6 protein-coding genes and 1 pseudogene are annotated in these 17,083 nt (G+C 73.7%); 6 read left to right on the top strand and 1 reads right to left on the bottom strand.

The genetic code is table 11. From position 1 onward, the window contains the following. Positions 1-7: 7 nt before the first annotated feature. Entirely contained in the window at positions 8-10,435 is a 10,428-nt protein-coding gene (locus FK268_RS19445; RefSeq protein WP_146437075.1) for a non-ribosomal peptide synthetase, read from the top strand. A 94-nt stretch (positions 10,436-10,529) separates the two neighbouring features. Next, positions 10,530-12,371, top strand: coding sequence for a phosphoenolpyruvate carboxykinase (GTP) (locus tag FK268_RS19440; RefSeq protein ID WP_146437073.1), 1,842 nt, complete (start codon positions 10,530-10,532; stop codon positions 12,369-12,371). Positions 12,372-12,455: 84 nt separating this feature from the next. On the opposite strand, the gene FK268_RS19435 is transcribed toward FK268_RS19440, so the two are convergent. Then, complete coding sequence (locus FK268_RS19435; RefSeq protein ID WP_158636166.1) at positions 12,456-13,466, bottom strand: LacI family DNA-binding transcriptional regulator; 1,011 nt, start codon at positions 13,464-13,466, stop codon at positions 12,456-12,458. Positions 13,467-13,589: 123 nt separating this feature from the next. Between FK268_RS19435 and FK268_RS19430 the strand changes: the two genes are divergently transcribed. The 4 genes and pseudogenes from FK268_RS19430 to FK268_RS19420 all read left to right on the top strand — a co-directional run. Further along, the gene (locus FK268_RS19430; RefSeq protein ID WP_146437069.1) at positions 13,590-14,651 is read left to right on the top strand and encodes a C45 family autoproteolytic acyltransferase/hydrolase; all 1,062 of its coding nucleotides are present in this window, start codon (positions 13,590-13,592) and stop codon (positions 14,649-14,651) included. 14 nt (positions 14,652-14,665) lie between these two features. Beyond that, positions 14,666-14,890 (top strand): hypothetical protein, encoded by a 225-nt coding sequence (locus tag FK268_RS24830; protein WP_205124503.1) that lies wholly within the window; start codon positions 14,666-14,668, stop codon positions 14,888-14,890. Then, complete coding sequence (locus FK268_RS19425) at positions 14,818-16,002, top strand: MFS transporter (protein ID WP_205124502.1); 1,185 nt, start codon at positions 14,818-14,820, stop codon at positions 16,000-16,002. Before FK268_RS24830 ends, FK268_RS19425 begins: the two co-directional genes overlap by 73 nt. Positions 16,003-16,545: 543 nt before the next feature. Continuing rightward, positions 16,546-17,083 (top strand): annotated as a pseudogene (locus FK268_RS19420) (hypothetical protein); the annotation flags it as partial.

Below are 17,083 nucleotides of genomic sequence, written 5' to 3'. Positions count from 1 at the left end.
GGGAACCATGGCGAAGCGGTTCACGAGGAAGCGTGCCGGTGTCGCGCTGACCCGGGCACAGGCACACGTCGTCGCGGCTCGCCGCGCCGAGGGCGCGGGCCCACGGTGGACGATCAGCGAGTTCATCGTCCTCGACGGGGACGTCGACGACGCCCTGCTGCGGCGCGCGGGGGAGCACGTGCTCGCCGCCGCGGAGCCCCTCCTGGTCCGGATCGACGAGCGGGCGTTGACCCAGCGCACAGATTCCGGTGACTCGGTCGTCGTCGAGCGGCTCGACCTCCGGCGCGAGAAGGATCCGGAGGCGGCCGCGCGGAAGCTCGCCGCGGACCGTCTGGCCTCGCCCCCGCGCGATCCGCACGTACGGCTCACGCTGCTGCGCACCTCCGAGCGCCGGGTGCGACTTCTGCTCGAGTGCGACCTCGCCGTGGCCGACGGGTACACCGCCGCCCGGGTGCGCGTCGCGATCGCGCGGGCGTACACCGCGCTGGTGCGGGGCCGGCCGCTGCCGGCGCGTCCGATCCGCCCCCTGCAGGCGCTGCTCGACGCGGAGGGGGCCTACCTCGCCTCGCGCGACCGCGGCGAGGACACCGCCTTCTGGCAGTCGACCGTGCTCCCCGGCCCGGCCACGCTGCCGGGCGGCGCACCGTCGGCCCGCAAGGACGGCCAGGTGGGCGCCCCGGCCGTGGTGGTCCCCGCGGAGCGGGCCCGCGGCCTGCACGCGGAGGCGCGCGCGGTGGGCGTGCGCAATTCCACCGTCGCCGTGGTGGCCGCCGCGCTGGTCACCGCCCGCCGCACGGGTGCCGAGCGTGTACGCGTGGATCTGCCCGTCTCCGGCCGTATCGACGAGACCGGTCTCGACACCGACGGTGCGGCGGGCACCACCATCCCCGTGGCCGTCGACCTGCGGCCCGACAGCACCGTGCGGGAGTGCCTGCGCGGTACCGACGCAGCGATCCGCGCGGCCTTCCTGCGCCAGCGCGGCCGCCCGCTCGACGGCGAGCACGGCGCCACGGGCGTGGTGGTCAACTACCTGGAACCCGTGCCCGAGGACTTCGCCGGGGTGCCCGGCGGCACCGAGGTGGTGAGCGCCGGGCCCGTGCGACACCTGGCCTTCGTCGGGCTCGTGGCGGACGGCGAGCTCACCCTGGACGTCCGGGGCCGGGCGGGAGTCTTCGACGAAGCTCGAGTCGCCGAACTCGCCGCGGACTGGGCGCGCGCCATCGCCGATCTCACGGCGGATCCCGACGCGCCCCTCGCCCCGCTGCGCGCACCGCGGGAGACAGCGCCGCAGGTCCCGGCCGTCGACGAGGAGCCTGCCGTCGAGGAGGAGCCCGTCGCCGAGGCCGTCGGGGCCGAAGGAGCCGGGACGACGACGCCCGGTGCCGGCGCGGCCGACGCCGACGTGGCGCTCGTCGCGGACCTGCTCGGCACGATCCTCGGCGTCCCGGAGGTCGGGCCCGACGACTCGTTGTTCGACCTCGGCGGCACCTCGCTCGTCGCGGTCCGCGTGACGGACCGGCTGGCCGAGCTGCGCGGCGTGCAGGTGCCCGTGGTGGAGGTCTTCGACAACCCCACGCCCCGCGGCATCGCCGCGCTGCTCGCCGCCGCGCCGCCCCTCGCGGCGACCCCGACCCCGACCCCGACCCCGACCCCGACCCCGAACGCGGTCGAGGGCGAGGGCGGGAAGCAGTCCGGGCGCCCGGACGCCGAGCCCCGGCAGGACGCCGTCGAACCGGCCGGACCCGCCCCCGACACGGTGATCCCCGCGCTCGGCGCCGTGAAGGAGGCCCCCGCCTCGCACGCCCAGGCCGGTCTCTTCCGCGACTTCCAGCTGGGTGGACCGTCGCCCGTGTACAACATGCCGCTCGTGCTCGACTTCGACGAGCCGATCGACGCCGACGCGATGGCGCTGGCGCTGCGCGACGTGGTGGAGCGCCACCGCGCGCTGCGCACCGTGCTGCGGCTGCGCGGCGACGAGGTGGTGCAGACCCTCACCGGCGCGGTCGATCCGGCCCGCCTGATGGAGCGGCGCACCGTGGCCGCGAGCGAGCGCGACGAGGTGACCCGCGCCTGCGCCCGCTACGCCTTCGATCTGGAGAAGGAGCAGCCCTTCCGGGGCTGGCTGCTGGAGGACCGTCGCGCCTCGCGGCCGCAGCGCCTGGTCCTGGTGCTGCACCACACCGCGGGTGACGGCGCCTCCGTGGCGCCGCTGCTGCGGGACCTCGTGGCCGCGTACGCCGCCCGCCGCTCCGGCGCCGCGCCCACGCTGCCCGCCCCCGCGGTGCAGTACGCCGACTACGCCGCCTGGCAGGTCGCGCGGCTGCGCGATCCCGACGGTCCGGTCGTGGCGCAACGCGACTTCTGGCGCCGCACGCTCGACGGTGCGCCCGTCGAGACGGTGCTGCCCGTCGACCGCCCGTACCCCGCCGAGAACGGCTTCGCCGGCGGCACCGTCGAATTCGCCTGGCCCGACGAGCTGACCGAGTCGCTGCGCACGGTCGCGCGCGAGTACGGCGCGAGCCTGTTCATGCTCCACTACGCCGCGCTCGCGGCCCTGCTGTCCAAGCTCGGCGCGGGCGACGACGTGGTCATCGGCACCGCCGCCTCCGGCCGCCCGGCCTCCTGCGACGACGTGGTCGGCATGTTCGTCAACCTGCTGCCCCTGCGCACCACGGTCGACTGGACCGCACCGTTCGGCGACCATCTGCGGGGCGCCCGCACGACGGTGCTCGACGCCTACGCCCACCAGGACGTGCCCTTCGGCGAGATGGTCGCGGCCGCGCCGCGCGGCTCGGCGGCCCGGCACCCCGTCTTCCAGGTGATCCTCGGCTGGAACACCGATCCCGGCTGGAGTGGCCTCAAGGAGGTCCTCGGCGCGAGCGTCGTGCCCACCGAGGCGGGCACCTCGCGCGCCGACCTGCTGTTCAGCGTCACCGAATCCGCGGGGGCGCTCACGGGCGCGGTCGAGTACCGCACCGACGTCTTCGACCGCGCGACGATCGAAACGCTGGTCGCCCGCTGGCGCACGCTGCTCACCCAGGTCGCGACGGATCCACGGACCCCCGTCGGCGCGCTCGACGTGCTGCAGGGCTCCGAGCCCGAGGACCTCGCCGCGTGGGGCGCACCGTCGGGCCCGCAGCGCCGCGTGACCGTGCCGGCCCTGGTGGACGAGTGGGTGCGGGAGACCCCGGACGCGCTCGCCGTCGTGGACGACGAGGAATCGCTGACCTACCGCGACCTGGACCGCGCCGCGAACCGCTGGGCGCGGTACCTGCGCGGCAAGGGCGTCCGGCGCGGCGACGTGGTCGCGGTGACGGTGCCGCGGTCGGCGCGCCTGATCGTGGTGGAGTTGGCGATCATGCGGGCCGGCGCCGCCTACCTGCCGATCGATGCGGCGTACCCGGCGGAGCGGATCGACTACATCCTGCGGGACGCGGCGCCGCGCCTCGTCGTCGATGCCGCGACGACCCCCGACCCGGCCGGCGACGACGCGCCGCTCACCGACGCGGAGCGCGGCGGGCCGCTGCGGCCGGAGGACGCCGCCTACCTGATCTACACCTCCGGCACCACGGGCGCGCCGAAGGGCGTGGTGGTGCAGCACGCCGGCGCGATGAACCTGGCCGCGGCCGTCGTCGAGCGGACCGGCGCCGGCGCGGGCTCGCAGGTGCTCTCGAACTTCTCCGTGGGATTCGACATCTCCTTCTGGGACCTGTTGAGCGCGATCGCCACGGGCGCCACGCTGCGCGTCTCCGCGCGGACCCGCGTGGGCGATGAGCTGGCGGACTTCGTCGAGGCGCACGGCGTCACGCACGCACTGATCACGCCGTCGGTGCTGGCCGCGGTCACGCCGGGGCGGATGCGCTGCCTGCAGTCGCTGACCGTCGGCGCGGAGCCGGTGACCGGCGCGCTGATCGAGCAGTGGGCGCCCGGCCGCCGGATGATCAACGCCTACGGCCCCACCGAGATCACCGTGGCCGCGACCCTCGGCGCGCTCGAGGCGGGCGGGAAGGTCTCCATCGGCCGGCCGATCGGCGGCGCCCGCGCCTACGTCCTCGACGCCGGCCTGCGCCGCGTGCCGCCGGGCGTGGTGGGCGAGCTGTACGTGGGCGGGCCGGGCGTGGCGCGCGGCTACCAGGGCAAGCCGCGCCTCACCGCGGAGCGGTTCGTGGCCGATCCGCTCGTCGACGGTGCGCGGATGTACCGCACGGGCGACCTCGTCCGGTGGCTGCCCGACGGCGACATGGAGTACGTCGGGCGCGCCGACGACCAGATCAAGCTGCGCGGCTTCCGGATCGAGCCGGGCGAGGTGGAGGCCGCGCTGGCCGCCTGCCCGGACGTCAGCGCCGCCGCCGTCGTCGTGCACGGCGACGGGGCCGCCAGGCGCCTCGTCGGGTACGTGACCGGCACCGCCGACGAGGCGGCCGTCCGCGCCGCCGTCGCGCGCACCCTGCCGGCGCACATGGTGCCGGCCCGGGTGGTCGTGCTCGACGCGCTGCCGCTCACCGCGAACGGCAAGGTCGACAAGACCGCGCTGCCCGCGCCGGACCTCGCCGACGAGGCCAGGTTCCGCGCGCCCGCGACCTGGACGGAGGACGTGCTCGCCGGGATCTTCGCGGAGGTACTCGGGCTGGAGAAGGTCGGCGTGGACGACTCCTTCTTCGAGCTGGGCGGCGACTCGATCACGTCGATCCAGGTGATCAGCCGCGCCCGCGCGGCCGGGCTGAGCCTCACCGCGCAGGACGTCTTCGCGCACCGCACGGTCGCGGCGCTGGCGGCCGTGGCCGGCGAGGTGGACCCGGCGGACGCCGTCCCCGACGACGGCGTCGGCGCGATCGCCCCCACGCCGGTCCTGACCTGGTTCGCCGAGCACGGCGGCAGCGCCGAGGGCTTCCATCAGTCGGTGCTGGTCCGCACCCCGTCGGGCGTGGGAACCGAGACGCTGCACGCACTGACCCAGGCGATCCTCGACCGGCACGACGCCCTGCGCGCCGAGATCGGCACGTCGCCCGAGGGGCTCTGGTCACTCACGGCCCGCCCCGCGGGCGCGCTCGCCGCCGCGGACGTCGTGGACCGGTTCGACGCCACCGGTCTGTCGCTCGACGAGGTGCGGGCCGCGGTCGCCGCCGAGCACCGGCGGGTCACCGGGCTGCTGCGGCCCGGCGCCCCGTCGCCGATCCGGGTGGTGTGGTTCGACCTCGGACCCGAGCGGGAGGGCGCGCTGCTCGTCGCGGCGCACCACTTCGTCGTCGACGGGGTGTCCTGGCGGATCCTGCTCACCGACCTCGCGACGGGCGCTCACGCCGCGTCGTCGGGCCGCGAGATCGCCCTCGCCCCGGTGGGCAGCTCGTACCGCCGCTGGTCGACGGTGCTCGCGGACCGCGCGGCGCAGGCCGGGGCCGCGGAGGTCGAGCACTGGCAGGCCGTGCTGGACGGCGCCCCGTCGCTCCTCGACGGCCGCCTCGATCCCGCCCGCGACACGCATGGCGCCGCGGGCCACGCCGAGCTCACGCTGCCCGCGGACGTCGCCGGCCCGCTGCTCGGCGCGGTCCCCGAGGCCTTCCACGCCGGGGTGCAGGACGTGCTGCTCGCGGCCTTCGCCACCGCGGTCACCACGTGGTCCGCGGAGCGCGGCCGCGGCGAGGACTCCGTGCTCGTGGAGGTGGAGACGCACGGCCGCGACGAGTCGCTCGCGCCGGGGCTGGATCTCTCGCGCACCGTCGGCTGGTTCACGAACGTGCACCCCGTCCGGCTGCGGCCGGGCACGGGCCACCCGTCGGCGGTGGTCAAGCGGGTCAAGGAGCAACTGCGGGCGGTGCCCGACGGCGGCCTCGGCTACGGGCTCGCGCGGTACGCGAACCCGGAGACCGCGCAGGCCCTCGCCGGCCTGCCGCAGCCGGAGATCGGCTTCAACTACCTCGGCCGCACCACGGGCGCGGGCGAGCAGGACTGGGCGCCGGACCGGCGCTTCGGCGATCTCTCCCCGGCGCCCGATGCGCTCGCCCTGATGCACCCGGTGGAGGTCAACGCCGTCGCCCGCGACGGTGCCGACGGCCCCGAGCTGGTGGCGTCGTGGACGTGGGCGCCCGCCCTGCTCGACGAGGACGCGGTGCACCGCCTCGGCGCGCTGTGGTTCGCCGCGCTGGAGGACGTGGTGCGCGCCGCGCGCAGCGGCGACGGTGGGCACACCCCGTCGGACTTCCCGCTGGTCGCGCTCAGCTCTGCGCAGGTCGAGCGGCTCGACGGCCGCTATCCCGGCCTGCAGGACGTGCTGCCGTTGACCCCGCTGCAGCAGGGCTTCCGCTACCACGCGGAGGCGGGCGAGGACGCGGGCGCCGGGGACGATCCGTACGTCGTCCAGACGGTGATCGACTTCGCCGGCACGATCGACGAGGACCGCTTCGCGACCGCGGTCGCGGCGCTGATGGCGCGCCGGGAGGCGCTGCGCGCGCGGTTCGTCGCCGACGGTCTCGACGCCCCCGTCCAGGTGATCGCCGCCCCCGGCGAGGTGCCCTTCCGGTTCGAGGACGTGCGCGCGGCGGACGACCCCGAGGCCCGGTTCGACGAGCTCGCGGCCGCCGAGCGCCGCCGCGGCTTCCGCCTCGACGGTGAGCCGGGTATGCGCTTCGTGCTGGTCCGGATCGGCGAGCGCGAGCACCGGCTGGTGGTGACCAACCACCACATCCTGTGGGACGGCTGGTCCGCGCCGGTGATCTTCGGTGACCTGTTGGCGGGCTACGCCGGTATCGACACCGGCGCGCCCGCGGCCACGCTGCGCGACTACTTCACCTGGCTGCGGGATCGTGACCGCGAGGCCGCGCGCGCCGCCTGGGCCGCGGAGCTGGACGGGCTCGACGAGCCGACGCTGCTCGCCCGCGCGCTCCCCGTGGCCGGCCCGGCACCGTCGGACACGGGGCGCGACGAGGTGCGCACCGTCCTGCCCGACAACCTGAACGCGGCCGTGACCCGGCTCGCCGGGAAGCTGGGCACGACGGTCGGCGCGGTCCTGCAGGCGACCTGGGCGATCGCGCTGGGCGGCGCGACGGGCCGCTCCGACGTGGTCTTCGGCTCGGTGCAGTCGGGCCGCCCGGCGGACCTCGACGGCGCCCTCGACCTCGTGGGCCTGCTCATCACGACCACGCCCGTGCGGGTCGGCCTCGACCCGCGGCGCACCGTGCGCGAGGTGGTCGACGGCGTGCAGGAGCAGTACGTGCGCCTGCTCGACCATCAGCACCTGGGCCTGACGGAGATCGCCCGCGCGGCTGGACGGCCGGAGCTCTTCGACTCCCTGTTCGTCGTCGAGAATTACCCGTCGACGGCCGGCGCGACGATCCCCGGTACCGACGTGGAGGTCGTCGACGTGCGCGGCGACGACGCCACCCACTACGCGCTGCACGTGGCCGCGATCCCCGGCGAGAGCCTGCACGTGCGGGCGGGCTTCCGCACCGACGCGCTCGACCGGTCCGTCGTCGAGGACCTGATCGACCGGTGGCGCCGGATCCTGACCGCCGCGGTGATGCGCCCCGACGCGCGCCTCGCCGACGTCGACGGGACGGGCGAGGCGGAACGCCTGCTCGTGCGCCGCTGGGGCGGCGCCGTCGGCGGCGTTCCCGGCCGCACGCTGCCCGAGCTCTTCGGCCGCCGGGCCGCGGCGCGCCCGCAGTCGCGGGCCGTCGCCGGCGACGGGACCCCGCTCACCTATGCGGAGCTCGACGCGCTCTCGAACCGGTGGGCGCGGCACTTCCGCGCCGCGGGCGTGGGCCGGGGCGACGTGGTGGCCGTGACGGCCCCGCGGTCCATCGGCTTCGTCGCGGTCGTCCTCGGCGTCGCGAAGGCGGGCGGCGCCTTCCTGACGGTCGACACGAAGACCCCGCGCGAGCGGGTCGAGGCGATGTTCGCCGACGTGCGCCCGACGCTCGAGGTGGACGCCGCGCTGCTCGCGGCGGGGCCGGGCGAGGCCGGCGACGGGCCCCTCGGCGACGAGCAGCCGAAGCTCACCGCGCAGGACGCCGCGTACGTCATCTTCACCTCGGGTTCGACGGGCGTGCCGAAGGGCGTCGTCGTGACCCACGCGGGCCTCGCCGACCTGGTGCGCTCCTTCGTCGACGAGCTGGACCTCGGGCCGGGCAGCCGCATGCTGCACAACTCCTCAGTGGGCTTCGACGCCGCCGTCTGGGAGCTGCTGTGCGCCCTCACCACGGGCGGCACGCTGGTGGTCTCGGAGGAGGTGCGCGTCGGCCGCGAGCTGGCCGCCTTCGTCGAGAAGCACCGCGTCACGCACGCGCTGCTGACCCCGTCCGTGCTGGCCTCCGTGCCCGCCGGCCGGATGCGCTCGCTGACCTCGCTCGTGGTGGGGGCCGAGGCCGTGCCGCGTCCTCTGGTCGAGCAGTGGGGCCCCGGCCGGAAGCTGCTCAACGCGTACGGCCCGACGGAGGCCACCGTCGTGGTCTCGACCGCGCGGATCCGGCCCGGGGGCGCCGGTCCGGTGCCCATCGGGCGCCCGATCCGCGGCATGTCCGTCCGGGTGCTCGACGATGCGCTGCGCCGCGTCGCGCCGGGCACGGTCGGCGAGTTGTACGTCGCGGGCGGCGCGGTCGCCCGCGGCTACGCCGGCCGCGCCGGCCTGACCGCGACCCGCTTCGTCGCCGACCCCTTCGGGTCCGCGGGCTCCCGGATGTACCGCACGGGCGATCTGGTCCGATGGCTGCCCGACGGTGCGCTGGAGTACGTGGGCCGCGCCGACGATCAGGTGAAGATCCGTGGTGTGCGGGTCGAGCTCGGCGAGGTCGAGGCCGCGCTCGCCGCGTGCCCCGGCGTCACCGCCGTCGTCGCGTCGGTGCACGAGGGTCCGACCGGTGCGCGCCTCGTGGGGCACGTCGTGGCGCCGGGGATCGCGGCCGAGGCGATCACCGCCGACGTCGCCCGGCGGCTGCCCGCCGCGATGGTGCCGTTCGTCGTGGTGCTCGACGCGCTGCCGCTCACCCCGAGCGGCAAGCTCGACCGCGCCGCGCTCCCGGAACCCGTCTTCGCCGCGGCGGCCGCACACCGCCCGCCCGAGACCGACGAGGAGCGGGCCATGGTCGCACTGTTCGAGGCGGTCCTCGGCGCTGAGGGCGTCGGCCTCGACGACTCCTTCTTCGAGCTGGGCGGCGACTCGCTGTCGCTGATGCGGCTGGTCGACCGGGTCGACCAGGACTTCGGGGTCCGGGTGCCGATCGCGGCGCTGTTCGACAGCGCGACGCCGGCGTCGATCCTCGCGTCGCTGTCGGAGGTGGGCCAGCGCCGCACGGTGGAGGTCCCCGTCGACGACATCCGGTTCACGCCCCGCACGCCCGACGTGGTGCCCACCGGCCACGACGTGCTCATCACCGGCGCCACCGGCCTCCTGGGCGGGCACCTCGTGCGGGCGGTGCTGGACGCCGACCCGTCGACGCGGGTGTGGGCGCTGGTCCGGGCCCGCGACGAAACCGCCGGGCTCGAGCGCATCCGCACCGCCATGCGGGGCTACGGCTCCTGGGCCGACGGCGACGAGGACCGGATCACGGCACTCCCCGGGGATCTCAGCGCGCCCGCGCTGGGTGTCGACGCGGAGGTCTGGGACCGGGTGATCGCGCAGGTCGACGCGATCATCCACTGCGCGGCGCGGGTCAACCACGTCGAGCCCTATCCGCGGCTGCGCACGGCCAACGTCGATTCCACGCGCTTCCTGCTGGAGCTGGCATCACGACGGCCGGGCACGGTCTTCGAGTTCGTCTCCACCATCTCGGCGGCGGGCAGCTTCGAGGAGATCCCCGACGCCGGCTACACCCATTCGAAGTGGGTGGCGGAGCGGATCGTGGAGCTCGCCGCGGCCAGCGGCGTGCGGTCGACGATCCTGCGGCCGGGCCTGCTGACGGGTGACCTGGTATCCGGCGCGACGAACACCGAGGACGCCTTCTGGAACCTCGTCCGCTCGATCGCGACCGTCGGGGCGGCGCCGTCGGAGATGCTGGAGCAGACCATCGAGATGACGCCCGTCGACCAGGCGGCCCGCGCGATGGTCGAGGTGCTGCGCACCGGCAGCGAGCCGTTGCGGGCTCTCGAGGTCGGCAGCGGCTCCGGGCCGAGTTGGCGGGAGATCGTGGAGGCGCTGCGGCGCGGCGGCTTCCCCGTCGAGCCGGTGCCCGGCGTCGAGTTCCTGGATCGCCAGACGGCGGCCTTCCGGGACCGGCCCGAGGTGGCGGAGTCGCTCGCCCGCGCCATCCTGCTCATCCGCGCGGGCCTCGAGCGCGACACCTCCGGCACCGGTGGGGCGTTCATCCCCACCGCCGTCGCCGACGGGCGGATCGGGCAGGACGGTGAGCGGGGCCCCGTCGGGGACGCCGGGCTCGACGTCTACGTCGACTACTTGGTGCGCATCGGCTTCCTGCCGGTCGCCGCGAAAGCGGTGGACGTGTGATGTGAGAGGTCGCACGTCACCCTCGGTTCTGTGACCTTGCCCGATGTGTGACACTGGTTCAAAGGTTCGTACGCGACTCTCGGAGATGACACCTATGACGGCAGCCACCATTGAAGGTCTCGAGGGGGATCTCCCCACGAAGCACGCGCAGCTCATCGCCTGGGTGCGTGAGGTCGCGGAGCTCACGCAGCCCGATCGCGTGGTGTGGGCGGACGGTTCCGACGAGGAGTGGGACCGCCTGACCTCCGAGATGGTCGCGGCCGGCACGTTCACCAAGCTGAACGAGAGCAAGAAGCCGAACTCCTTCCTCGCGCTCTCCGATCCGGCCGATGTCGCGCGCGTGGAGTCGCGCACCTACATCTGTTCGGAGACCAAGGAGGCCGCGGGCCCCACGAACAACTGGATGCGCCCCGCCGAGATGCGGGCCACCATGACGGACCTGTACCGCGGCTGCATGCAGGGACGCACCATGTACGTGGTGCCCTTCTGCATGGGTCCCTTGGGCGCCGAGGATCCGAAGCTGGGCGTGGAGCTCACCGACAGCGCGTACGTCGTGGTCTCGATGAAGATCATGACCCGCATGGGCAAGGCCGTCCTGGACAAGCTGGGCGACGAGGGCTTCTTCGTCAAGGGCATCCACTCGGTGGGCGCCCCGCTCGCGCCGGGCGAGGCCGACGTGCCGTGGCCCTGCAGCGACACCAAGTACATCACCCACTTCCCGGAGACCCGCGAGATCTGGTCGTACGGATCGGGTTACGGCGGCAACGCGCTGCTGGGCAAGAAGTGTTACGCGCTGCGCATCGCCTCGGCGATGGCGCACGACGAGGGCTGGCTCGCCGAGCACATGCTGATCCTCAAGCTGATCTCGCCGGAGGACAAGGTCTACTTCGTGGCCGCCGCGTTCCCGTCGGCCTGTGGCAAGACCAACCTCGCGATGATCCAGCCCACCCTGCCGGGCTGGCGCGCCGAGACCGTGGGCGACGACATCGCCTGGATGCGCTTCGGCAAGGACGGCCGCCTCTACGCGGTGAACCCCGAGTTCGGCTTCTTCGGCGTCGCCCCCGGCACGTCGATGGACTCGAACCCGAACGCCATGAAGACGATCGAGGCCGGCAACACCATCTTCACCAACGTCGCCAAGACCGACGACGGTGACGTCTGGTGGGAGGGCATGTCCGCCGCCCCGCAGCACCTCACCGACTGGAAGGGCCAGGACTGGGAGACCAGCTCGGCCGAGAACGAGGACGGCGTGGTCACCGTCGCGGCGCACCCGAACTCGCGCTACACCACCCCGATGTCGCAGTGCCCGTCGATCGCTCCCGAGTGGGACGATCCGCAGGGCGTGCCGATCTCGGCCATCCTCTTCGGCGGCCGCCGCAAGACGACGGTGCCCCTGGTCACGCAGGCGCGCGACTGGAAGCACGGCGTCTTCATGGGCGCGACCGTCGGCTCGGAGCAGACCGCCGCCGCCGAGGGCAAGGTGGGCACCGTCCGCCGCGACCCGATGGCGATGCTGCCCTTCCTGGGCTACAACGTGGGCGACTACTTCGAGCACTGGCTCGAGATCGGCAAGCAGGCCGACGAGTCGAAGCTGCCGAAGGTCTTCTACGTGAACTGGTTCCGCCGCGGCGATGACAAGCGCTTCCTGTGGCCCGGATTCGGCGAGAACAGCCGCGTGCTCAAGTGGATCGTCGACCGCATCGAGGGCAACGCCGCGGGCAAGGAGACGCCGATCGGCATCGTCGCGACGCCGGAGGAGCTGGACCTCACCGGTCTGGACACCCCCGTCGAGGACGTGGCCGAGGCGCTCGCCGTGAACACCGAGGAATGGAAGAACGAGCTCCCGTCGATCGACGAGTGGTTCGACTTCGTGGGCGACAAGCTGCCCACCGGCCTCAAGGACGAGCTGGACGCGCTCAAGCAGCGCCTGGGCTGATTCTCGATACGCACACTGCGCCCCCGCCGGGAACGGCGGGGGCGCAGTGCTTTCCTCGGCGACCGGGGCTTCGGGCCTCGTCGGTCATCGAGGACGCGTCGACGCCCGGACGGTGACGTCCGTGCGGATCCGCGCGGGCTCGCCCACGGGGTCGCCCGCGAGCGTGGCGAGCAGCATCGCGACGGTCGCCCGCACCTCGTCCTTCACCGCACCGGTCATGCATGTGATGGACGGGGTCGCGGTGCGGGAATGCTCGGAATCGGACATCGTGGCGACCAGGATGTCGTCGGGAACGCGGACGCCGCGCTCGGTCAGGGCCGCGACGGTGCCGGCGGCGTGCCGGCCCGTCATGCAGACGACGGCGTCGGGCATCGGTCCGTATGTTCCGGCGGCGAGGGCGTGGGCGAAGCCGCGTCCGCCGTCGACGCCATCCCGTTCCGGAACGGTCACCACGACGGGGTCCGTACGTCCGGTATCGGCGCTCCAGCGCCGGAACGCGTTCTCGCTGTCGATGTTCCAGGCGTTCGGATCGATGCCGCGGACGAGCAGGATGCGGCGTGCGCCCGCGTCCGCGAGGTGGTCGAGCATGCGCACCATGCCGGCGTCGTCGTCGGTGGAGACCCAGTGGACCCGGTCGGGCCGGCCCGGGTCGCGTCCGATGGTGACGTGGGGCAGGCCGCGCTCGTCGAGGCGCCGGAGCACCGGGTCGTCCTGGTGCGGATTGATCACGATGTAGCCGTCCATCGAGTACGCCAGCGGCGGGGCGGCGTGGGTCACCAGATCGCGCAGCAGCATGACGCCCATGCCGTGGTCGAGCAGCTCGACGCTGAGCATGCCGGCGATGCGGGAGAAGACGTCCACGCCCTCGGGGTTGTAGTCCTCGAGGGCATCGAGGGACCGGAAGACGAGGCCGACCACACCGAGCCGGGCGCCCTGCAAGCCGCGCGCGATGGCGTCGGCCTGGTAGCCCATGTCCGCGGCGACGGCGGTGATGCGTGCCCGCGTGGCCGCGGACAGCGTGCCCGTGCCGTTGAGGGCCTGGGAGACCGCGGCGGTGGACACGCCTGCGCGCGCCGCCACATCCCTGATGGTCATGCCCCGCCGTCGCATCCTCGGAATCCTACGGCTGGAGGCCGTTGTATTAAACGTTTAACCTCTCTATGGTCTGGATCACAGTCACGGCGCCGGGGCGTCGCGCACGATCGAGAAGAGGACAGGGTGGAGCTGCACACCGATATCACGACCACGCCATCCGGCGAGGCCGCCGGCCGGGCGCGAGGCGCGCGCTTCGCACCGCGGATCGCGCGGATCAGTGGGCTCTACGCGGCCCACTTCACCGAACTCGGGATCGCGCCCGGCGTGGTCGCCGATGTGGCCGCCGCGAGCCACGACGAGCTGGCCCGCTGGGCCCCGCACCTCGCGGCGGAGATCGGAGGGCTGGCCGCGGGCGCTGGTCTGCCCCTCGCGGACGTCGCTCTGCTCGACGCCCGCACCGAGATCCTCGCCCGCGCCGCCCCCTCCCGGGAGGGGGAGTGCTCGACGATGGTCCGCGCCGTCGCCGGGGCGTCGCCGGAGACCATGCAGACGTGGGACTGGCACGCGCACCTCGCGCCCGACGGGCTCCTGCTGGCCGGCGTCGGGAACACGGGCCTGCGCTTCAAGCTGTTCACCGAGTTCGGCGTCTCCGGCAAGATCGGCCTCAACGACGCCGGGGTCGGCGTCCACTTCAACATCCTCAACCACCGCTCGGACGGGGGAGCGCCGGGCGTGCCGGTCCACGCGGTCGCGCGCCGGGTCATCGAGGAGGCGACCGACGTCGATCACGCCATCGCGCTCGCCGGGAGCGCGCGGGTGAGCGCGTCGACGGTGCTGACCGTCGCCGACCGCGCTGGCCGGGCCGCGAGCATCGAGATGTCGCCCGCCGGAACCGCGGTCGTCCGACCGGGCGAGGACGGCTGGCTGTTCCACACCAACCACTTCCTCGACCCGGAACTCGCCGCGGGCGACACCATCCCGCGCGTGGAATCGTCGACCGACGTCCGGATGGACGACCTGGCCGCCCGGCGCACGGACCTGTGCGCCGGCACCGATCACGCCCGCGCGAAGGCTCTCGCGGCCGACGGCGCCGCGCCGCAGATCATGCGCCCCGACCTGTCGCTCCCGCTCGTCGAGCAGTGGAGCACCCTCCTCACCGTCGCGCTCGACACGGATTCCTTCGCCATGTCCTACCGCGCCGGAACCCCCCTCGAGGCTGCAGAACTCGGCCTCCTCACCTTCTGATCGGAATACCTGCCATGACCACCACCCAGCCCCAGCAGCGGCCCAGCGCGTCGAAGATCTTCACCGTCTCCGGCTTCGGCACCGCGATGGAGTACTACGACTTCTCGATCTACGGGCTCGCCGCCGCCCTCGTCTTCCCGAAGATCTTCTTCCCCGACTCAGCCCGATGGTGGGCACCCTGGTCTCCTTCCTCACCTTCGGCGCCGGGTTCATCGCCCGTCCGGTGGGCGGCCTGGTGATCGGGCACTTCGGCGACAAGGTCGGACGGCGGCCGATGCTCATCCTGACGCTGCTGGTGATGGGCCTGTCGACCTTCGCGATGGGCTGCCTGCCGACGGCGGACACCGTCGGAATGCTGGCGCCGGTCCTGCTCGTGACCGTGCGCATCGTGCAGGGCTTCGCCGCCGGCGGCGAGTGGGGCGGCGCGGCCCTCATCGGGATCGAGAACGCGCCCGACGACCGGCGCGGACTCTGGGGCAGCTTCACCAGCATGGGGATCGGCATCGGCACTGTGCTCGGTATCGCGGTGTTCACCGTGGTCAGCGCGTTCTCCGGCGATGCCATCTCCGGCACCGGCCTGGCCGGCGGCGCCTGGCGCATCCCCTTCCTGCTCGGCGGGGTGCTGGTGATCCTCGGCCTCGTCATGCGCCTGCGCGCCCCGCAGGAGGAGGCGCCGGCCGCCGCGGCCGACGACGACCGTCGGGCCGTTCCGCTCCCGATCTTCTCGGTGCTCCGGCGCTTCCCGGTGGCCGTGCTCTGCTCGGTGGGTATCTCCTTCGGGTACATCACGCTGGCATACGTGACCTCAGTGTTCATGCTCACGTACATGACGGACATCGGCTACAACGACACCGACAACCTGCTCATCAGCCTGGTCGGGTCGATCACGCTGATCCCCGGCGCACCCGTCTTCGCACTGCTGTCCGATCGCATCGGCCGCAAGCCCGTCATGATCGGTGGCGCCGTCGCGATCCTCGCGGCCTACACCGCGTACTTCGCGATCGTCCCGCTGCACAACCTGGTCGCGACCTATGGCATCAGCGCCCTGGCGGGCTTCCTCGTCGGCGCGACCCAGGGCCCGATCCCCGCCTTCCTCGGCGAGCAGTTCCCGCGCGAGGTCCGCTACACCGCGATCTCCGCGACCTATCAGGTCGGCTCGGCACTGGGCGGCGCGTCCGCCGCGAGCATCGCCACCTGGTTGCTCATCGCGTTCGACGGTGCCTGGTACCGAGTGGTCGGCTACCTCGCGGTGGCGCTCGGGGTTCTCGCCCTCTGCTCGTCCCGGCTCCGGGAGACCGCGTTCGAGCCGCTACCCGAGAATCGCCCGGCGATCGGGAGCGTGGTCGGCTGACCGGCACCGGCTAACACCCGAATCGGCCGGGCCGCAGTGAGGTTGGGGCGCCGGGAGACGAACGGCCGGAACGCCGCGACAGTGGATGCCGCGATGTCGCACGCTGGACCTCGCAGTGGCGATGGCAAAGCGTACAGCGTACTGATTGGTCGCCGATGGGCACGGCAACAGCCGGCGCGCCCGGTCACCGGCGGCATGAAGGGGACGGTTCTCCGGTGTGATCGAATAAATTATCACCGCGAAACAGTGTGCGCTTCACGGTGGGGAAGACAGTTTCTGATGATTCCTTTCCTCCCTTGTTTTCGCATTCACATCGTGTTGTTTTCGTTACCCGTGTCCCCTGGATTCCGATTCGCCGGTCGTGTTGGCTCGGAGGTGGGCCGAATCGGTAGCCATAGCAACCACCTTTGAGTTCTCTTTCGAATCAACGCTTCTCATCCGCGCGCGCCGTGCACATCGCTGCTGCGCGGTGATCGGTGCTGCGCTGTGGACGCCGAATCGCCCGTCCGAGGAATGGTCGTGCGCGAGGGAGAAGGAGCATTCATGTCCAGGTATCAGGGACGGCATCGCAAGGAGGCCCGGGCGACCGCGTCGGTGACCCGGGTGACGGCATCGGCGGCCGCTGCGGTCGCTGTCGGGTCGATCTGGCTCGGCGCGGGTGCCGCACAGGCGGGCGGCGACCCGTCGAAGCCTCCGGCGCCCGTTCAGCCCGCCGATCCCGGCGCGCGTGGTGGGCCCGCGAAGCCCGCCGGTGCGGGCGGCCCGGCGTCGGCGGCCGGGACAGCGGGGGTGCCGAAACCCGGTGCCCCCGCCGCGGGCGGTCAGCGCGCTGGAACGGCCGGGAACGGTGTGGCCGGGAACGGTGCGGGCGGGAACGGTGCGGGCGGGAACGGTGCGGGCGGCCAGCGCGCCGGCGTGGCCGCGAACGGAGCGGGTGGGAACGCCGCGGCCGGTCAGGGGACCGGCGCGGCAGGGAACGGCACGGCCGCGGGTGGCGCCGGCGCCCAGCGTGCCGCTACGGCCCCGAACGGCGCGGCCCCGAGCGGCGCGAGCGCGCCGGGCGCGACCGGACGCGCGGGCG

Origin of the sequence: Tsukamurella sputi (assembly GCF_007858445.1) — a bacterium.
GTDB classification, from domain to species: domain Bacteria; phylum Actinomycetota; class Actinomycetes; order Mycobacteriales; family Mycobacteriaceae; genus Tsukamurella; species Tsukamurella sputi.
This window is presented reverse-complemented; position numbering and strand designations above follow the sequence as displayed.